The sequence below is a fragment of the Allobosea sp. RCC_152_1 genome, from assembly GCF_041360765.1.
Classification (GTDB): Bacteria; Pseudomonadota; Alphaproteobacteria; order Rhizobiales; family Beijerinckiaceae; genus Allobosea; species Allobosea spartocytisi.
In genome coordinates, this window is the sequence record NZ_JBFUPU010000002.1 from 79,224 (window position 1) to 98,736 (window position 19,513).

A 19,513-nucleotide genomic window follows, 5' to 3' on the forward strand; every position below is an offset into this window, starting at 1 on the left:
GGCCGAGATCAGACCGCGACGTCCGCCTTGATGGCCGCGTGAGGTGAATAGCCCTCGACCTCGAAATCCTCGATCCGGTAATCGTCGATGCTGGCGGCGTGCCGCGTCAGGCGCATCTTCGGGAAGGGACGCGGATCGCGGCTCAACTGCTCGCGAGCCTGATCGAGATGGTTCAGGTAGAGATGCACATCGCCTCCGAACCAGACGAAATCGCCCAGCTTCAATCCCGCCTGCTGCGCGATCATCAATTGAAGCGCGCAGCAGTTCACCCAGTTGAACCCGACGCCGAGGAGCAGATCCGCGGATCTCTGGAAACAGAGGGAATTCAGCCGCCCATCCGAAGTGACGTGGTACTGATAGACCATATGGCAGGGCGGAAGAGCCATTTGGCCCAATTCAGCGACATTCCAGCCATGGAACAGCATGCGGCGGCTCGACGGATTGCTGCGCAGGGTGTCGATCAGATCCTTGATCTGATCGTGCTCGCGACCATCGGCCCCCAGCCATCGGCGCCATTGCTTGCCGTAGACGGGCCCAAGCTCGCCCCACCGCGCGGCAAAATCATCGTCTTCGGCAATGCGCTTCTCGAACTCCGCCTGGCCGATCTCCTCGCCGGTTTCGCGACGGTAGGTCGCGAGCGGCCAGTCGGTCCAGATCCGCACATTCTCGCGGACCAACGGCTGGATATTGGTCTGTCCGGTCAGAAACCAGAGCATCTCCTTGACCGCCGTCTTCCAGTAGACGCGCTTGGTCGTCAGGATGGGCACCGTCCCGTCCGAGAGGTCGAAGCGCGCCATGGCGCCGAAAATGGACCGCGTACCGACGCCGGTCCGGTCGAGCCGCTCGTCACCCCGTTCCAGCACATCGGAAAGAAGGTCGAGATATTGGTGTTCCGGGTGCCTGCGGCTCATTCCTGCCTCCTGAGATTGCGCGACGCCGAGCGCGGCAACCCTATACTTCCAGAGCGCCGTGCCGCGCCGGACGCAGCGTCCCGGCCGTGACCGACCGAGCCTCTTCCGACGGGTCGAGGCGCATCCGATGCCCGGCAATGGCGCGCATGGCGGAGCGACATTCCTTGCGGATGCCTCGGGTCGGGCCGCGTTGGAGCCGGTCGTGACAAGGGTGCATGACGAATCTCTGAGAAGCGGGCCACCATAGCCGGTCGCGGCGCCGCTGGCCCCGCCTCGCCGGCAAGCTTCCCCAACCTTTGCAGCATGTCGTGACAAACCGCGTCCGGAACAATGCCCGGCGGCGCCGGTTGCCTCATGGGCTGCCTGAACAGGGAGAGATGCGCATGCTCTCACGACGATCGATGGCGCTGGCCGCCATGGCCACGCTCGCGCTCTCGGCGCGGGCCATGGCCCAACCTTCCGGAACGCCGCCCAAACCGTCCGACAGGACGATCTCGATGGAGGATGCCCGCCGCATCGCCACCGAAAACGGCGTCGCCCGCATCGAGGAGATCAAGTTCGACGACGGCCACTGGATGGTCGAGGGCCGCGACAGTCTCGGCTCGGAGATCGAGATCAGGCTCAGGGCCAGCGACGGCGCTGTGCTGAAGCTGGAGCGGGAGCGCCCCGCCTCCGCGAAGGCCGGCAACTGACGATCTGACGGACTCACGGGATCGCGACCAGCCGTGAAGGCTCCTGTCCGAAACTTGCCTCAATCCACGCTACTCATCCCGCCTCCGATTCACGAGGTTCGATATACGGATGAGTGGCGCAACTCGCCTGCTTGCGGTGGCCTTGTTCACGAGCGTGGTTGCCTTGCCGGGTCATGGCTCGCAGGCGGCGGCCCAAATCGTCGCCTTCGATAACGGCCGGACGATTCCTGAAAGCACGATCTCGGAAAGCCGGGCGCGCGAGATTGCCTGGAGCGCCGGCCTCGTCCATGTCGAGGAGATCACGCGGACCAGCGACCGCTGGGAGCTGGCGGGGCGCACGGTCGATGACGACGAGATGATCCTCGACATCGATGTGAGAGATGGTCGAATTCTCAATTGAGGCCGGAAAGCCTCACTGCTCGGCCTTATCGATCCTTCCTGTCGAAATCGAGCCGGCGGTCTTTCCCCGCGCCGCGGCTATGCCTATATTCACGGTGCCACTCGCAAGAGCGGCTATGGCGATAAACGGATTTCGGAATAAGCCTTTCGGACCCGGGGGCGGTACCCGGCGCCTCCACCAAAGCCCTGGCGACAGGGAGCCTTGCCGCAAGCGCGCAGGGCTTTGGCGGGGGCGAAATAGGATCGACGAGGGTGTAAAGGACTTCCTTTTGCTCGGCATGGTTCCGCCGTTATCGGGCCAAAAGCATAGTTGCCAACGACAACAATGCTCGGGTTGCTGTCGCCGCGTAATGCGGTGCTGGTTCCCAAACCAAAGCCCTTGCGTTTAGCCGCGTAAGGCGGGGCTCGGAGGCGCCTGGCAACAGAAGCCTCCACTTTCATTTTGGCCTGCCGGCTGTTCCCGCCGGGGAGTGAAGCGGAAACGTCGACGCAATGTCCAAGGATGTCCTTCGTTACGATCTGATGGTTCAGGAGGCGCTCAAGGGCGTCGTCCGCAAGATCCTGTCGGAGGCTGCGCGCGACGGGTTGCCGGGCGAGCATCATTTCTACATCACCTTCCGCACGGGGGCTCCGGGCGTGCGCCTGTCGCAGCGCCTGCGGGAGAAGCATCCCGAGGAGATGACCATCGTCCTCCAGCACCAGTTCTGGGATCTGAGCGCCAGCGACCATTCCTTCGAGGTCGGCCTGTCCTTTTCTGGCGTGCCGGAGCGGCTGCTCGTGCCCTTCGACGCGGTGACGACTTTCTTCGATCCTTCCGTCCAGTTCGGCCTGAAATTCGAGACGCAGGACACGCCCGAGGAGGCCGCTCCGCCGGCCGAGGCCGAAACGGCCGATGCGCCGGCCCCGCTGCCGGCCAAGCTCGTGCCGGCCGGCGTCCCCGTCCTCAAATCCAAGGCGGCCGAAACGGAAACCGCCAAGGGCGGAACCAAGGACAGCGACGACAAGGCCGACGCGGCGACTGCGGCGAGCGAAGGCGAGGACGACAATCGCGGCACCGCCGAAGTCGTCAGCCTGGATTCCTTCCGGAAGAAGACCTGACGACCGAGCTGACGGACTGATCCCATGACCGAGACGCGCACCGAAACCGATTCCTTCGGCCCCATCGCCGTGCCGGCGGATCGCTACTGGGGCGCGCAGACTCAGCGCTCGCTCGAGAATTTCAGGATCGGCGGCGAGAGCGAGCGCATGCCGCTGCCGCTGGTGCATGCCTTGGTCCTGGTGAAAAAGACGGCGGCGCATGTCAACGCCCGGCTCGGCCTGCTCGACCAGCGCGTCGCCGGCGCGATCGGCCAGGCCGCCGACGAGGCGCTCGCCGGCAAGTTCGACGGGCATTTCCCGCTGGTGATCTGGCAGACCGGCTCCGGCACCCAGTCGAACATGAACGCCAACGAGGTTCTGGCGAACCGCGCCAACGAATTGCTCGGCGCCGGCCTCGGCGCCAAGAGCCCGGTGCATCCCAACGACCACGTCAATCGCGGCCAGTCCTCCAACGACGCCTTCCCGACCGCGATGCACATCGCCGCGGCGCTGGAGATCACGCGCAGGCTGCTGCCCGCCCTGCGCGGCCTCGAAAAGGCGCTGGACGCCAAGGCCGAAGCCTTCAAGAACCTGGTCAAGATCGGCCGCACCCATCTGCAGGATGCCACCCCCGTCACGCTCGGCCAGGAATTCTCCGGCTATGCGATGCAGCTCCATCTCGGCATCGGCCGTATCGAGGCCGCCCTCGGCGGGCTCTACGCACTGGCGCAGGGCGGCACAGCCGTCGGTACCGGCCTCAACACCCATCCCGATTTCGCCGCGCTCTTCGCCAAGGAAGCCGCGGCGCTGACCGGCCTGCCCTTCCGCAGCGCCGACAACAAGTTCGAGGCGCTCGCCAGCCATGGCGCGCTCGCCGCCGCCCATGGCGCGCTGGCGGCGCTGGCCTCCGACCTGTTCAAGATCGCCAACGACATCCGCCTGATGGGCTCCGGCCCGCGCTCGGGCCTCGGCGAGATCAGCCTGCCGGAGAACGAGCCGGGATCCTCGATCATGCCCGGCAAGGTCAACCCGACCCAGGCCGAGGCGCTGACCATGGTCGCGACCCAGGTCCACGGCAACCAGGCGACGATCGGCTTCGCCGCGAGCCAGGGCCATTTCGAGCTCAACGTCTTCAAGCCGGTGATCGCCGCCGCGTTTCTGCAATCCGTGCGGCTCCTGGCCGACGCGGCCGAGAGCTTCCGCGTCAACTGCGTCGAGGGCATCGAGGCCAATGAGGGCCAGCTCAAGGAATTGCTCGCGCGCTCGCTGATGCTGGTGACGGCGCTGGCTCCGGCGATCGGCTACGACAAGGCGGCCGGCATCGCCAAGGCGGCCCATCACAACGGCACGACGCTGCGCGAGGAAGCGCTGAAGGCGGGCGTCGCCGCGGACCTGTTCGACAAGACGGTCAAGCCCGAGAAGATGCTGCAGCCCGCGTGAACGGAGGCTTCGCCATGGCCGAGATCGTCAACCTCCGTCGCTTCCGCAAGCAGAAGGCGCGCGAGGATGCGGAAAAGACGGCCGAGCAGAACCGCATCGGCTTCGGCCGCAGCAAGGCCGAGCGCAGCCTGAGCGAGGCCGAGCGCGAGAAGGCGAGGCGCCATGTCGAAGGTCACCGCCTCTCGCGTGACGACGAGCCGGAGCCGGCATGAATCCCGAGCGCAAGCGCTCGCTCAGCATCGCCGGCCACCGCACCAGCGTCTCACTCGAGGATGAATTCTGGAATGCGCTGAAAGAGATCGCAGCGGGCGAAGGGCGCAGCCTCGCCGCCCTGATCGCCGAGATCGACACCGCACGCGGCGACATCAATCTCTCGGCAGCCCTGCGCCTCCATGCCCTCGCGCATTTTCGCCGACTGGCCGGAAGCTCCATCTGAGCGATTGCGAGCCATTTCAAAGACTTGATGAAGAACCTGGAATCAGCGCGCGAAGCGGCTGAATCGGTTTCTCAATTCAACGGCACGCTGCGCGGCGGTGGCACGGGCGCAATCTGGAAGGGCGGCGGAAGCGCCGGAGCCCCCTGCCCGGGCGGCGTCTGCACGGTGCCCTCCGGAGAGCTGGCGCGCGGCGCGCTCGGCAGCAACAGCGGTCCAGGCTGCTGCGGCGCCGGGGCCGGTTGCGCCGCCGCCCGCTCGGCGGCGGCCCTGGCGCGGTCCTCGGCCTCGGCACGGCGCCGCGACTCCTGCTCGGCCTTCGCCTGCTCGATCTGTCGGCGTTGCTCCTCGGCTTGCCGGCGCTGTTCCTCCGCCCGCCGCGCCTCTTCCTGACGCTTCTCCTCCGCGATGCGCGCCTCCTCCTGCGCCTTCAGGAAGAGATTGAGCTGCCGCTCGTTCTCGCGCATCTCGCGTTCGGCCCGCAGGCGGCGCATCTGCATCGACCGCTCGCGCGCATCCGCCTCGAAGGCCTCGACCCGTTCGATCTCGCGTGCCAGCGCCCGCGCCGCCACCGTGTTCGAGAGCGCGCTGACGTCGCTCTCTCGCTTGAGGTCGGAGAGCGGCCCGCGCCAGGCGATCCCGATCTGCGGCACATCGCCCGGCCAGCCTTTCGGCAGCGGCCCGACGGGCTTCAGACCGAGCCTGAGATCGGCGGTGAGCCCCCTGAGGTCGACGGTGCCGCTCGCCTCGGCCTTCATCCCGTTGCGCTCGAAACCGAAGGGTTGGAGCCGGACAAGGCCGCCGGCGAGCGTAAAGGGCAGCGTCACATCGCCCAGCGTCCAGGCGTCGCGGTCGAGCGCCTCGGCCAGACGGTCGCGCAGGCGCGAGGCATCACTCTCGGAAGCGTCCTCGCCGGTCGCCGCGATGATGCGTTCATAGGCTTTGGGATCGAAGCGTGCGAGGCGCGTGCCGGCAAGCGACAGGCTGCCCGCGCCGCTCAGGCCCGCGATGAGCCGCGCCGGCGTCTCGCCCGAGCCGCCGAGTTCGAACAGCCCCGAGGCCTTGCCGGAGACCGCCCCTTTCGTCAGCCCCGCGAGATCGACGCCGGCCAGATTGATCCGGCCGTTAAGCTGGCCGAGACCGCCGTCGCGCCGCAGCCCGAGCCGCCCGGAGAGCTGCCCGCCGCCATAGCCTCCCGCAATGTCCTCGACCCTGAGTCCGTCCTGATCGGCTTTCAGCATGAAGCGGGCCTTTTGCAGGACGACCCCGTCGAGCAGCGTCAGCGTGCCGGCCTCGACCGAGAGTTCCATCTCCGGCAGTTCCGCCACGCGCCCGAAGCGCGCCGTCGACCAGAGCGAGCCCGCTGTCGGAGCGACCTGACCCAGCGCCGCGCCGATCAGTCCGCGCAGATCGGCTCCGGGCACGGCGAAGCGCCCGCTATACCGCCCCTCGCGCGGCAGCGTGAGCGAACCCGTGGCGGAGGCGCCTCCCAGATTCGCGGCGATGTCGTCGAGCTTGACGGCCTCGCCTGTCATCGCCAGCCGGGCATGAGCGTCGAGCACGCCGTCCGGCAGCAATCGCGCCGGCCCTTCGGCGAGGATCTGGCCGGGCCCATCCGCCTGCACGGTGAGTTGCCGCCCGCCTGCGCCATCCTCGACGACGACCGAAAGCCCGGGCCCCGCCAGCGAACCGACCGCGCGGTCGCCGCTCAGATCGATCGTGAGCTTGCCCGGCCCGCCCTGCATCGGCGCCGGCAAACCGAGCGCCGTAAAGGCCTGCCTCCGGTCGGCGAGATCAAAGCCGAGCGTCGCGCGCTGCCATGTCCCGGCCCGGTCGAGCCGCCCGTCGATGGCGATCTTACCGGCGTTCGCCATGCCCTGGGCCGAAAGACTGGTTTCGCCGGAGGCCGCCCGCGTCAGCCGAAAACCGGTGTCGAGCCGCGACAGCCCGTCTCCGACACGACCGAGCACCTGGCTCACACTGTCCGGCAGCAGCGGCCCGGCGAGCGCGGCCAATGTCTCGAAGCGCGGCGCCCGCACGCGCCCGGAAATATCCCCGCCCTCGGCGAGCAGCGCGCCGGAACCTGCCACGCTGACGCCACCGAAGCCATCCACCGAAAGCCGGCTCAACCGCCAGATCTCGCCCTCGCGCTTGAGATCGAGCGAAGCGGAGCCCGGAGGGGCATTTCTGAAACGCAGATTGGCCAGAGACAGGTCGAGCGCGATATCGCGCGCTCCGAACGGCCCGGCGAGGCTCGGCCCCGGCGGCAGGCTGTTGAGGTCGAGCCCGTTGACCGTCGCCTTCGCGGCAAGCTTTGCATCCGTGATCTCGCCGGCGGCCTCCAGGCGCAACCCCGACGAGCCGGCGACCAGCAGCCGCTGGAAGGCGAGGCCGGAGGCGCTCCAGCTCCCGGCGGCGTCGGCGTCGATCCGCCCGAGCCGGGCAACGAACTCGGCCAGTGCGGGATCGAGGCCGTTGCGCGACAGCACCAGCGCGACGCGGCGCGCATCATCGGCCTTGACCGTGAGCCGCGCGGAAACCTCCGTTTCGCTCGCGCTGCCGCTGGCGCCGACCAGCGCGCCCGCGACGCGCAGCGAGGCGGTGGCGTCGGAGAGGCCCTGATCGTGCAACTTCCCGCGTAGAGCGAGAGCCGAGAAATCCTCGCCGCGCCAGATCATCTGGTCGAGGTCGAGGCTGATGTCGAGGCTGCCCGGCAGGCCCTGCAGCGCCTGCATGAAGCCCTTGCGCTCGGCAAGCGCCGTCGCCAGCGCATCGGCATCGAGCCGCCGGGCCCTGAGCGCGAGCGAGCCCGTACCGCCGGGCGGGAGATATTGCCCCTCGCCTTCCAGCCGCGCCGCGCCGCCGGCAAGGTCCAGCGTCAGCCCGGCGAGGTCGAGCTGGCGGCTGCCGCCACGCAGCCGGCCGGACAGCGCGACCGCCCCGCCGGGCGACAGGTTGAACAGCCCGTCCGCCTCGGCTCCGACGCTGCCGCCGCCTTGGCGTGGAAAGAGCAGCGCCCCGTCGAAATTGAACTGCAGATTGTCGCCGGTGAGGAACGCCTTGGCCCGAAGCCGGCCGCCCTCATCCATCTCGCCGGTGGTGATGCGCAGCGAGTTGCCCGCCACCTCGCCCTCGAAACGCCAGGGCCCGGCGAGGCTCACCGCCGAAACCTCGGCGGCCACGGGAGCGATCGTCACCGGCGCCTTGCCCGGATCGCGCCAGATCACCGCCGAGCGGCTGATCGTCAATCGTTCGAGGCTGGCCTGTGCCGGCAAGCCGGCGCCGCTGCGCTCCGGCAGGCGGATCGCGCCGTTCGGATCGAGCGACAGGGACAATATGGCGCCGTCGAAGCGCGCTTCCGAGAAATGGAACTCGCCCCGCGCCAGCGAGGCCAGAGCGAGCTCGACAGTGGCGTTCTCGACCGTCGCCGAACTCGCCTCGCCCGGCGCGCCGATCCGCAGATCTCCCAGCGTGATCCGCGGCGAGGGCAAGAGGCGCAGGCGGATATCGCCCCCGACACGCGTCTCGACGCCGAGCGCCTCGCTCAGCCTTGCCTCGACCTGCGAGCGATAGGCGCGCCAGTCGACGAAGCCGGGGCCGACCAGGGCCGCCAGCAGCGCCAGCACCAGCAAGGCGGCGAGAACTGTCAGAGTTTCACGCAACGTCCGCTTTCTGCCCCTTTCGCAACCAGCGGGCGGTGCCGGCCGAACCGGCGCCGCCATGCACGATCAAGCTGTCAGCAGAATGACGGCAAGTCGCGGCGAGATCACGACATTTCGGCGAAGCCCGCGGGCGGCGCAAGCGGCGGCGATGTCACAGAACGACGATTTTGCCGGGATTGAGGATGTTCTGCGGGTCGAGCGCACGCTTGATCGTGCGCATCACCGCGACCGCCTCCGGCCCATGCTCCTGCTCGAGATACTTGATCTTCTTCTGGCCGACACCGTGCTCGCCCGTGCAGGTCCCGCCCATCGTCAGCGCACGCTTCACCAGCCGATCGATGAAGGCTTGCACCCGCTCGACCTCGGCCTTGTCGTTGAGATCGACCAGCGGCTGCGTGTGGAAATTGCCGTCGCCGACATGGCCGGCGATCGGCGCGATCAGCCCGGATTCCTCGATGTCCCGCTTGGTCTCCTCGACGCATTCGGCCAGTCGCGAGATCGGCACGCAGACATCGGTCGCAACCGAGTCGAAGCCGGGCCGAAGCGCCTTCGCCGCCCAATAGGCATCATGGCGCGCCTGCCAGAGCTTGGAGCGGTCCTCGGCCTTGGTCGCCCACTCGAAGGGACCGCCGCCATATTCCGCCGCGATCTCGCCGAAGCGCTCAGACTGCTCGGCAACGCCTGCTTCCGTGCCATGGAACTCGACGAAGAGCATCGTCGTCTCCGGCAGGCCGAGCTTGGCGTGCAGGTTGACGCCGCGGATCATCACATCGTCGAGCAATTCGATGCGCGCGACCGGCAGGCCGGTCTGGATGGTCAGAATCGTCGCATCGCAGGCCGCCTTCACCGACGGGAACGGGCAGACGCCCGCCGCGATCGCCTCCGGGATGCCGTGCAGCTTCAGCGTGACCTCGGTGATGATGCCGAGCGTGCCTTCCGAGCCGACGAGGAGCCGGGTGAGGTCGTAGCCGGCCGAGGTCTTGCGGGCCCGCGTCGAGCTCTGGACGATCGAGCCGTCAGCCATCACCGCCTTCAGCGCCAGCACATTGTCCTTCATCGTGCCGTAGCGCACCGCATTGGTGCCGGAGGCGCGCGTCGCCGCCATGCCGCCGATGGAGGCGTCGGCGCCGGGATCGATCGGGAACATCAGGCCTTGGTCGCGCAGATGCTCGTTGAGCTCCTTGCGGGTGACGCCCGCCTCGACCACCACGTCGAGATCCTCCGCATGGACGGCGACGATCCGCTTCATCTGCGACATGTCGATGCAGACGCCGCCGAAGGGCGCGTTGACATGGCCTTCCAGCGAAGTGCCGGTACCGAAGGCGATGACCGGCACGCCATGCGCGGCGCAGAGCCTCACGATCTCCGAAACCTCTTCCGTGCTCTGCGGAAACACCACCGCGTCCGGCGCCTGGTTCGGAATCCAGGTCAGCGTATGGCCGTGCTGCTGGCGCACCGCGAGACTGGTCACCAACCGGTTGCCGAAGCGCGCGGCGAGCGCCCGCGTCACGGTCTCGACGGCTTCCCGCGAGGGAGGCAGCACGGCGGCGGCGCTGAAGGTTTCGGGAAGCGACGCGGCGGGCAGGCTCATTGTCAACATCCGGTTTTGGCGCTTAGAGTTGGAACAGATCGGTTTCGCCACCGGTTACGATTACGAGATCGTTCCGGTGTGGTCGTTTTCTGCCCGCGCCAGACTCCTGGCACCGGGCAGGGCCGATGCACAGTAGAACACGCAACCGCCGGATGGGCAGTACAAATTACGCTGCCATGCCTTGAACGAAGCGCTGGACAGGGAGGCGCGGATGAAAAACGAGACGCGCGCCCCGGCGCTGTTCTTCGCACCCTTCGTCTCGTCGGCCATGCGCGTCGAGCCGCAATGGATCGACTATAACGGCCATCTCAACATGGCCTATTACCATGTGCTGTTCGACCGGGCGGTGGACGAGGTTTTCTCGCTCGTGGGCCTGACCCGCGACTATGTCGAGACGCGCCATGCCTCGACCTTCACGGCCGAATGCCACGTCCTCTACAAGCGCGAGTTGACCGAGGGCGATTTCGTCCGCGTCACGGCCCAGCTCATCGCCTTCGACGACAAGCGGCTGCATTACTATCTCGAGATGCGCCACGCCAATGAAGGCTGGCTCGCCGCCACCAGCGAGAACATGTCGCTGCATGTCGACATGGTCCATCGCCGGGTGACGCCCTTCCCGCCCGACATCCTCGCCAATCTCGCCCTGATGAAGGCGGCTCACAGCATGATGCCGCTGCCGGCCACGATCGGCCGCATCATCGGCATGCCGGAAAAGCGTGCGATCCAGGTCGAGGATCAGGCCGAGCCCGAGACCGAAACCCGGCATTGAACGGCGCGGGCAGCGCTCAGTCACTGTCGTCGGGAATCTTGAGCTTGTGACCGCAGGCCTTGCAGTAGACCGCGTCCAGCTCATGCCGTTGCAGCGCGCATTTAGGGCATGGGAAGGTCACCTTGTTGGGCCTCACCAGCGCCTGCGCCAGCTTCACGAACAGGGAAATCCCGACGATCATCACGATGATCGAGGTCAACTTGCCTGCGGTGCCCGGCAAGGTGATGTCGCCGAAGCCAGTGGTCGTCACCGTCGCGACGGTAAAGTAGAGCGCATCGACATAGCCCGCCAGGCCGCCGGCTTCGCGGAAGAAGAAGGTGAAGACGAAGCCCGTGACCACGAAGAGAAAGGTCAGGATGTTGATCAGCGCGCGGGCGACGTTCTCCCAGTCGCGGTAGGGAGTCCTGCGCAATTGCGCCCAGATGACCCCCTTCTGTGAAAGCGACCACAGCCGCAGGATGCGCAGAAAGCCGAAATTCTCCAGCCACTGGGGTGCCAGCAGCGTCACCAGAATGAACAGGTCGAGAATGACCGCCGGCTGGCGCAGGAGCCGCAGCATGTTCGAGGACGCCAGGAACCGCGCGGCGATTTCCAGAGCCACGATGACGGCGACCGAATAGTCGATCCAGAGGAACGTCGAGGCGTCCCGCAGGACCGGCGTCGCGATAAAGAAAGCGATGATCAGGAGATCGACGATCGTCACCGCAAGCCGGAAGCGCAGCGCGGTCGGCGAGCGGCCGTGATAGAGCTGGCGCAGCCGGTCTCGGAATGTATCGAACCGGCTCTCGGGCCGTCGGGGATCGGCGCTTTCCATTCCAGGGACGATAGCGGGTCGCGAAGCCAGCCGCCAAGAACCCTCGTCATTGCGCGCGCAGCGCAGCAATCCCGGGGGATTGGGTGGAACGGCTCGGCCCAGCCCCTGGATCGCTTCGTCGCTTCGCTCCTCCCAATGACGCAGGTCCGGCCAGACGCGAAATGCCCTAGCCGCGCGGCATCTCCGCAACCGCATGCACCGCATAGCCGCGATAGGGCGCGCTCACCCGGCAATCGGCCCCGGCCGCTTGCGCCAGCTCGCGCATCACCGCCGGCAGGTCCTCCCGCGGCGCGACATGGAACAGCGCGAGCCAGCGCGACAGCACGTTCTTGAACGCGCTCGGCAAACCGGCCTGGTCGCCGAAATCGACGACATGCAGCGAACCGCCCGGAGCGAGCCGCCGCAGCGCCTCCGCCACCACCGGCTGCCAGGGCGGGATCATCGACAACGCATAGGAAATGACGATGCGGTCGAAGCCCGGCCGCCCGAACAGCGCCTGCGGGTCGAAATCGGTCGCGTCGGCCTGCGCCAGCCTGATCCGGCCGGTGAGCCCGGCGCGCGCGACGGAAGCCCGGGCCGTCGCCAGCATCTCGGCGGAGACGTCGAGCCCATAGCACTCACAGTCTGGATAGCGCCGGGCGATCTTGATCAGGTTGCGCCCGGTGCCGCAGCCGATCTCCAGGATCGACGCGCCGGCCGGGGGCGCGAGCCCCTCGATCAGCTGGTCGCGGCCAAGCAGGTAGAATTTGCGGCTGGCGTCGTAGATATGACGTTGATGCCGGTAGATCCGGTCCATCAGCCCCGCGGCCGAGCCCGTCGCCCCGGCAGCGCTCACGCCGCCTGCCCCGGCAGGGTGTAGAGATGGAAGCCGCCATAGATCGCGGAGCGGTCCTGGCGGCAGAGATCGCGGCTGCGGGCCTCGTCATAGCGCCATTGATCGAGGATCGCGGCCGGCACGCGGCCCGGCAGCAATCGCTCATCGGCCGCGGTCCGGAAGATCACCCTTGCGCCCGGCTTGGCCGTGCGCGTGATCTGCGACCACAGCGCCGTGAGGTCGGCATCGTTCATCCAGTCCTGCGCATCGAGCAGCACATAGGCGTCGCAGCTCTTCGCCGGCTGGTCTTCCAGGAAGGCCGTGATCGCGCTCTGGCGATAGCCGACCGCACCGGCCCGGGCCTTCACGGTCTCGAAATTCTGCGGCTGGAGATAGGGTGGCAGCACCGCATCCGCCCCTTCGCCGTAGCGGCGTCCGAAGGCCTGCTGCGCGAAATAATTGTCCTTCAGGTCGAAACCGCAGGCGAGGCGCTCGAGCCTGAGCCGCAGCGCGCCGAGGATGCCGTCCTCGCCATCGGCCGCGAGCGCCTTGTACTGGGCCGGCGGAATGCCGAGGCCGTAGAGCGAGGCCGGCTGGCGCACCAGCCAGCGCACCAGCCTGCGCTCGAACATCGGCGCGAGATGCCGGTCGTAAAGCTGCCGCTGCTCAGCGAGATCGCGCGCGGCCAACATCGCGCGGGGATTGCCGCCGAGCAATCGCGCCAGCAGATGGCCGGTGCCGATGAAGCGGCCGAGCAGCCCGTAGCGGTAGAAGCCGTTGGCGAAGAGGTTGATCCGGCGGCGCCCGCCGAGGCCGCGCCCCTCCCAGTAGCCGCGCGAGACAGCGTCGAGATGCGGCGCGATCTCGCCATCGTAGAAGGCGACATTCTCGCGGCGGTCGGCCGCGCCGAAGAAGCGGCGGAAGGTCGAGTAATCCGTCATGCGCCCCAGCGCCGCGAGCTTCAGCCGCCCCAGCGCGATATGGGCACCGTTGAGATCGACCGCGCTGACGCGGATCGGCGCCGCGGTCAGATAGGACAGGACGTTGCAGGAGCCGGACGCGATCGCGACGACATGGTCGTCCGCCTTGAGCGCAAGCGCCGCCATGTCGACGACAGGGTCTTCCCATATCTGCGGATAGACGAGCCCCGAGAAGGCGCGGGTGAACATCCATTCCAGCAGGCCCGCCTTGGAGAGCCGTTTGCTGCGCTGGACCGCTGTGCTGAGGCCCAGCGTTGTCGTCCGCCGAACCGTCCGTGCCGATTGCGTCACTGGTTCCCGCCTCCCCTTTCAAGGTGGCGAGCCGACTAGAGGAGTCGCATGACGGTCCGGTGACGGGGCCCGCGCTGCCGCTATCGTGAAGCAGGGTCCAGCGCCGAGGGGGCTGAAAATCGGCGGCCGAAAAGCCATATTGGGCCGGACCGAGCCGATGGCATCGCGAGCCATCCGCCGAGAAGGAGATCATCATGGGTCTGACGAGCATGTTCGGCGCCGAGAAGAAGCAGGCCGAAACCTTCCCCTTCCAGCTCACGGACGCCGAATGGCGCGCGCGCCTGACACCCGAGCAGTATCGCATCCTGCGCGGCCACGGCACCGAGCGGGCGGGTTCCTGCGCGCTCAACTACGAGAAGCGCGCCGGCACCTTCTCCTGCGCCGGCTGCGGCCAGAAGCTGTTCAAATCGGGCAAGAAGTTTGAGAGCGGCACCGGCTGGCCGAGCTTCGACCAACCGCTGGAAGGTGCGGTGGGCGCCAGCGAGGATCACAGCCACGGCATGCATCGGGTCGAGGTCCATTGCGCCAATTGCGGCGGCCATCTCGGCCACGTCTTTCCGGACGGCCCGCCCCCGACCGGACTGCGCTACTGCATCAATGGCGAGGCGATGACGTTCGAGCCGGAAGCAGCTTGAGGCATTCGCGTCATGCCCGGGCTCGACCCGAGCATCTCGTGACGGAAAAGCGATGAAGAGATGCCCGGGTCAAGCCCGGCATGACGTTTCAAGCAGCCGGTACCGCCCGCCGCGCCAGCGCCGCAGCGTCGACGCCCGGCGGCAGATCGCCGAACTGTCCCGACCAGCCACCATCCAGCCGCGTCGCGATGAAGGCATCCGCCACCGCGGCCGGCGCGAAACGCAACAGCAACGAGCCCTGCAGCATCAACGCCAGCTTCTCGGTCAATCGCCGCGCCTGCCCCTCATTGCGCATCATCTCCGGCAACTCGCCTTCCAGCCGTTTTAAAGCCGCATCGTAGCCCCGGTCCGCGCCCGCAGCCGCCATCAGCTCCGCCCGCAATACATCGACAGCGCCCTCCTCGCGCGCCAGCGAACGCAGCACGTCCAGGCAGATGACATTGCCCGAGCCCTCCCAGATCGCGTTGAGCGGCGCCTCCCTGTAGAGCCGCGCCATCGGATTCTCCTCGATGAAGCCGTTGCCGCCATGGCATTCCAGCGCCTCGGTGACGACGGCCGGCGCGCGCCGCGTGATCCAGTATTTCGCGATCGGCGCCCCGACCCGCGCCAGCAGGCGCTCGCTCGGGGACTCATCTTGCCGGTCGAGCGCCGCGAACAGCCGGAAGGCGAGCCAGGCCGCGGCTTCCGCCTCGATGGCAATGTCGGCGAGCACGTTCTGCATGATCGGCTGGTCGATCAACGCCTTCTGGAAGGCGCGGCGATGCTGCGCGTGATGCGCCGCCAGCGAGACCGCCATCCGCATCAATCCGGACGACGCCGCCGCGATGTCGAGCCGCGAATTGTGGTTCATCGACAGGCCCGTGCGGATGCCCCGACCCGGCTCGCCGATGAGATGGCCGATCGCGCCCCTGAACTCGACCTCGGAAGAAGCGTTGGAGCGGTTGCCGACCTTGTCCTTCAAGCGCTGGATCGCGACGCCGTTGCGCGATCCGTCCGGCAGCCAGCCCGGGACGACGAAGCAGGAGATACCCTCGCCCGTGCGCGCCAACGTCAGGAACACGTCGGAATGCGGCACCGAGAAGAACCACTTCCGGCCATGCAGCGAGAACGTTCCGTCGCGATTATCCTCCGCATGCGTCTGCGTCTGCCGCAGATCCGAGCCGCTTTGCGTCTCCGTCATCGCCGTGCCGACAGTCGCGCCCGTCTTCAGATGCGCCGGTCCCTGCCGTGGATCATAGCGATTGGAGGTGACGAGGCCTCCCCATTGCTCCCACAACGCTGCGTCCTGCTTCAGCACCGGCACCGCGGCATAGGTCATGCTGATCGGGCAGCAGATGCCGCTCTCGGCGCCGTACCAGAGATACTGCAAGGCGGCGCGAGCCACCTGCGCGCCAGGCTCCGGCCGGTTCCAGGCGAGCGCATGGGCCTCCTGCCCGATGGCGAGCCCCATCAATTCGTGCCAGGCCGGGTGGAAGGCGATCTCGTCGAGGCGATTGCCGAAGCGGTCGAAGGCCCGGAGTTCCGGGGAGTAGCGATTGGCGAGATAAGCCAGCTCCTGCACCCGCGCCGAGCCCACGGTCCGCCCCGCTTCGTGCAGCCGCTCGCGCGCCCAATCGGCCCCGAAGGCCGAGACGATGCCGGGCAGAACCGGATCGGCCACGAAGGCATCGTAGTCGGCAAGCACGGGCACCTGATTGGTGATTTCCCAGCGCTCTTCTCCATCCCGATGCGCCATTGCTGCCACCTCCCTGTGGAACAGGATATAAAATGATCGCTCCGGCAGGGCGCAATCCTGACATCGACGCCCTATATTCGCTGGAGAACGAATCACGCACGAGCAGCTTAGACCCTTGTCCGAGACCGACGCCTTTTCCGCTCCCCTGCCCCGCCCCGGCGGGCTGGCCGCGCGCGCGGCCGCGCAGCCGGCGGCCGGCTATCTCGCGGGGCTGAACCCGGAGCAGCGCCAGGCGGTCGAGGCGACGGAAGGCCCGGTGCTCGTGCTCGCCGGCGCCGGCACCGGCAAGACGCGCGTGCTGACCACCCGCATCGGCCATCTGATCTCGACCAGCCGCGCGTATCCGTCCCAGATCCTCGCCGTGACCTTCACCAACAAGGCGGCGCGCGAGATGAAGGAGCGCGTCGCCCATCTCGTCGGCCCGGTCGCCGAGGGCATGCCCTGGCTCGGCACCTTCCATTCGATCTCGGCCAAGCTGCTGCGCCGCCATGCCGAACTGCTCGACCTGCGCAGCGACTTCACCATCCTCGACACCGACGACCAGATCCGCCTGATGAAGCAGGTGATCCAGGCCGAGGGCATCGACGAGAAACGCTGGCCCGGCCGGATGCTGGCGGGCTTCATCGACAGCTGGAAGAACCGCGGCCTCTCCCCCAAGGACGTTCCCGCAGGCGAGGCCGCCGTCTTCGCCAACGGCAAGGGCGGCAAGCTCTACGCCGCCTATCAGGAGCGGCTGAAGGCGCTGAACGCCGTCGATTTCGGCGACCTCCTGCTGCACTGCCTGACTCTGTTCCGCGACTATCCGGACGTGCTCCAGACCTATCACGACCGCTTCCGCTACATTCTGGTCGACGAGTACCAGGACACCAACACGGCGCAGTATCTCTGGCTGAGGCTTCTCGCCCAAGGGCGTCGCAACATCTGCTGCGTCGGCGACGACGACCAGTCGATCTATGGCTGGCGCGGCGCCGAGGTCGACAACATCCTGCGCTTCGAGCACGATTTTCCGGGCGCGACCGTGATCCGGCTGGAGCGCAACTACCGCTCGACCGGCCATATCCTCGCCACCGCCTCCAAGCTGATCGCCCGCAACGAAGGCCGCCTCGGCAAGACCTTGCGTACCGAGGATGCACTCGGCGAGAAGGTCACCATCACCGGCGCCTGGGACAGCCAGGAGGAAGCCCGCCTGATCTCCGACGAGATCGAGGCGATGCAGGCCAAGAAATACAATCTCGCCGAGGTCGCGGTGCTCGTGCGCATCTCCGCCCAGATGCGCGAGATCGAGGAGCGCTTCGTCCAAGCCGGCGTGCCTTATCGCGTCATCGGCGGCCCACGCTTCTACGAGCGTGCCGAAATCCGCGATGCGCTCGCCTATCTGCGCTGCGTGGTGTCGCCGACCGACGATCTCGCCTTCGAGCGCATCGTCAACGTGCCCAAGCGCGGCCTGGGCGATGCCACCGTCCAGCTTCTGCACAACCATGCCCGCGCCACCGGCTTCTCGCTGATGCAATCGGCCCGCGCCGCGGTCGAGAGCGACGAGTTGAAGCCCAAGGCCCGCACGGCGCTGCGCGAGCTGGTCGATGCCTTCGGCCGCTGGTCCGCCCGCGCCGAGCATATGCCGCAGGGCGAGCTCGCCGAGCTGGTTCTGGAGGAATCCGGCTATACCGAGATGTGGAAGAAGGACCGCTCGGCCGACGCCGCCGGGCGGCTGGAAAACCTCAAGGAACTCGTGCGCTCGCTCGACGAATTCCCCGACCTGCCGGCCTTCCTCGAACACGTCTCGCTGGTCATGGACGTCGGAGACGGCGAGGCCGAGGCGCGCGTCTCGATCATGACGCTGCATGCCGCCAAGGGACTGGAATTCGACACGGTCTTCCTGCCCGGCTGGGAGGAAGGGCTGTTCCCGAACCAGCGCGCGCTCGACGAGAGCGGCCGCGCCGGGCTGGAAGAAGAGCGCCGCCTCGCCCATGTCGGCCTCACCCGCGCCCGCAAGAAGCTGAAGCTCTATTTCGCCTCGAACCGCCGCATCCACGGCCTCTGGCAGACCAGCTTGCCCTCGCGCTTCATCGACGAATTGCCGGAGGAGCATGTCGAGGTCGAGCAGGCCCCGACCAGCTATTCGCAGGGCGGCTACGGCGCCTCGCGTTTCGACCGGATGGAAAGCTTTGGCTCCAGCTACAACACGCCGGGCTGGCAGCGCGCGCAAGAGAACCGAGCGAAGAACAGCGGCGGCGGCAGCGGCTTCTCGGAAAGCGGTCGCGGCTTTGGCTCGGGCGGCTTCGGCGGCTCGTCGCGCCAGCGCGGTCCACTGCTGATCGAGGGCGAGCTGACGGCGAAATCATCCGGCGAATCCGCCTATGGCGAGGGCGCCCGCGTCTTCCACGTCAAGTTCGGCCCCGGCTCCGTCGCCAGCGTCGACGGCAACAAGCTGACGGTCGATTTCGACAAGGCGGGCCGGAAGATGGTGCTGGATTCCTTCGTGCAGAAGGCGGGGTGATTTCTCCCCGCCGGGAGCGACGCCGCCTTGACGATCTACTTACTAGTAGGTAGAAAGCCGCATGGCCGCTTCGGGAACGACATCCGACGAAATCCTGCGTTGTGCCCGCTCCCTGCTGATCGAGGGCGGATATAACGGGTTCAGCTATGCCGACATCGCGAAGGTGGTCGGCATTCGCAATGCGAGCATTCACCACCACTTCCCCAGCAAATCCGACCTCGTCCGCACGCTCGTCGCACGATACCGGGAAGAGGCGGAGGCTGGGATTGCCGCTCTCGAACGCCAACTCCCTGACCCAGCCCAGCAATTGCGCGCCTATACGGGCTATTGGGAGGCCTGCATCGCCGATGCGAGCGCTCCATTCTGCCTCTGCGCGCTCCTCGCGAGCCAGATCCCGGTGCTTCCGCAGGAGATCGTCGTCGAGGTGCGCGCCCATTTCCGGGCTCTGTCCGCCTGGTTGACCTCGGTTCTCGACCGCGGTGCCAAGCAGGGCAGCCTGCGTTTCGCAGGCACGAGCAAGGCCGAGGCGGAAGCCTTCATGGCCAGCGTGCACGGCGCGATGCTCTCGGCCCGCGCCTATGGTGACCCCAAAATATTCGGCGTCATCACACACCCGCTGTTGGAGCGCCTCACAGCACGACACTGAAGCCAACCGCCCCGGGCGGCGCAAGGCCGCGCGCTTAGGCCTACCGATTAGTAGATAGACATGACTTTCCATTCCCCGTCGCCATCGCGTTCTGACGCACGAGCAACCTCACCTCCCCATGAAAAGG

General features: G+C 67.4%; 17 protein-coding genes and 1 other RNA gene. 11 read left to right on the plus strand and 7 right to left on the minus strand.

Translation table 11 applies throughout. From position 1 onward, the window contains the following. Positions 1-8 precede the first annotated feature (8 nt). Positions 9-911 carry a thymidylate synthase gene (locus AB6806_RS06705; RefSeq protein ID WP_113252455.1) on the minus strand — a complete coding sequence of 301 codons (903 nt, stop codon included), beginning with the start codon at positions 909-911 and terminating at the stop codon, positions 9-11. Positions 912-1,294: 383 nt separating this feature from the next. On the opposite strand from AB6806_RS06705, the gene AB6806_RS06710 reads away from it, so the two are divergent. The 7 genes from AB6806_RS06710 to AB6806_RS06740 all read left to right on the plus strand — a co-directional run bounded on the left by AB6806_RS06710 (position 1,295) and on the right by AB6806_RS06740 (position 4,955). Continuing rightward, complete coding sequence (locus AB6806_RS06710; protein WP_191123971.1) at positions 1,295-1,603, plus strand: PepSY domain-containing protein; 309 nt, start codon at positions 1,295-1,297, stop codon at positions 1,601-1,603. Between the two features lie 109 nt (positions 1,604-1,712). Then, positions 1,713-2,003, plus strand: coding sequence for a hypothetical protein (locus AB6806_RS06715; protein WP_370954332.1), 291 nt, complete (start codon positions 1,713-1,715; stop codon positions 2,001-2,003). Between the two features lie 57 nt (positions 2,004-2,060). Beyond that, positions 2,061-2,438: a transfer-messenger RNA gene (gene ssrA, locus AB6806_RS06720) on the plus strand. A gap of 56 nt (positions 2,439-2,494) precedes the next feature. Next, positions 2,495-3,100: an SspB family protein gene (locus AB6806_RS06725; RefSeq protein ID WP_113252458.1), complete on the plus strand. Its 606-nt coding sequence runs from the start codon at positions 2,495-2,497 to the stop codon at positions 3,098-3,100. A 24-nt stretch (positions 3,101-3,124) separates the two neighbouring features. Then, positions 3,125-4,519, plus strand: a complete 1,395-nt coding sequence (gene fumC / locus AB6806_RS06730; protein WP_112763994.1) for a class II fumarate hydratase — start codon at positions 3,125-3,127, stop codon at positions 4,517-4,519. Positions 4,520-4,533: 14 nt separating this feature from the next. Then, positions 4,534-4,731: a DUF4169 family protein gene (locus tag AB6806_RS06735; protein ID WP_113252459.1), complete on the plus strand. Its 198-nt coding sequence runs from the start codon at positions 4,534-4,536 to the stop codon at positions 4,729-4,731. Continuing rightward, on the plus strand, positions 4,728-4,955 hold the full coding sequence (locus AB6806_RS06740) for a ribbon-helix-helix domain-containing protein (RefSeq protein WP_113252460.1): 228 nt from the start codon (positions 4,728-4,730) through the stop codon (positions 4,953-4,955). Before AB6806_RS06735 ends, AB6806_RS06740 begins: the two co-directional genes overlap by 4 nt. Positions 4,956-5,026: 71 nt before the next feature. On the opposite strand, the gene AB6806_RS06745 is transcribed toward AB6806_RS06740, so the two are convergent. Continuing rightward, entirely contained in the window at positions 5,027-8,614 is a 3,588-nt protein-coding gene (locus AB6806_RS06745; RefSeq protein WP_370954333.1) for an AsmA family protein, read from the minus strand. A 151-nt stretch (positions 8,615-8,765) separates the two neighbouring features. After that, a complete protein-coding gene (locus tag AB6806_RS06750) occupies positions 8,766-10,205 on the minus strand; it encodes an FAD-binding oxidoreductase (protein WP_142021822.1) in 1,440 nt (479 codons plus the stop codon). Between the two features lie 211 nt (positions 10,206-10,416). On the opposite strand from AB6806_RS06750, the gene AB6806_RS06755 reads away from it, so the two are divergent. Then, positions 10,417-10,974, plus strand: coding sequence for a thioesterase family protein (locus tag AB6806_RS06755; protein WP_038360011.1), 558 nt, complete (start codon positions 10,417-10,419; stop codon positions 10,972-10,974). Between the two features lie 16 nt (positions 10,975-10,990). Here the strand turns inward: AB6806_RS06755 and AB6806_RS06760 are convergent, their stop codons facing one another. From AB6806_RS06760 to AB6806_RS06770, 3 genes are all read right to left on the minus strand, one after another. Then, positions 10,991-11,788, minus strand: coding sequence for a potassium channel family protein (locus AB6806_RS06760; RefSeq protein WP_370954334.1), 798 nt, complete (start codon positions 11,786-11,788; stop codon positions 10,991-10,993). A gap of 166 nt (positions 11,789-11,954) precedes the next feature. Then, positions 11,955-12,623, minus strand: a complete 669-nt coding sequence (locus tag AB6806_RS06765; RefSeq protein WP_370954335.1) for a class I SAM-dependent methyltransferase — start codon at positions 12,621-12,623, stop codon at positions 11,955-11,957. After that, entirely contained in the window at positions 12,620-13,873 is a 1,254-nt protein-coding gene (locus AB6806_RS06770; protein WP_211200593.1) for a BtaA family protein, read from the minus strand. Before AB6806_RS06770 ends, AB6806_RS06765 begins: the two co-directional genes overlap by 4 nt. Before the next feature lie 194 nt (positions 13,874-14,067). On the opposite strand from AB6806_RS06770, the gene msrB reads away from it, so the two are divergent. Continuing rightward, a complete protein-coding gene (gene msrB, locus AB6806_RS06775; protein WP_370954336.1) occupies positions 14,068-14,508 on the plus strand; it encodes a peptide-methionine (R)-S-oxide reductase MsrB in 441 nt (146 codons plus the stop codon). 88 nt (positions 14,509-14,596) lie between these two features. Here msrB and AB6806_RS06780 read toward each other — a convergent pair whose 3' ends face one another. Beyond that, complete coding sequence (locus AB6806_RS06780) at positions 14,597-16,243, minus strand: acyl-CoA dehydrogenase family protein (protein ID WP_142021820.1); 1,647 nt, start codon at positions 16,241-16,243, stop codon at positions 14,597-14,599. Positions 16,244-16,358: 115 nt separating this feature from the next. On the opposite strand from AB6806_RS06780, the gene AB6806_RS06785 reads away from it, so the two are divergent. Beyond that, on the plus strand, positions 16,359-18,740 hold the full coding sequence (locus AB6806_RS06785; protein WP_370954337.1) for an ATP-dependent helicase: 2,382 nt from the start codon (positions 16,359-16,361) through the stop codon (positions 18,738-18,740). A 61-nt stretch (positions 18,741-18,801) separates the two neighbouring features. Continuing rightward, on the plus strand, positions 18,802-19,386 hold the full coding sequence (locus AB6806_RS06790) for a TetR/AcrR family transcriptional regulator (RefSeq protein ID WP_142021818.1): 585 nt from the start codon (positions 18,802-18,804) through the stop codon (positions 19,384-19,386). Positions 19,387-19,513: the final 127 nt, after the last annotated feature.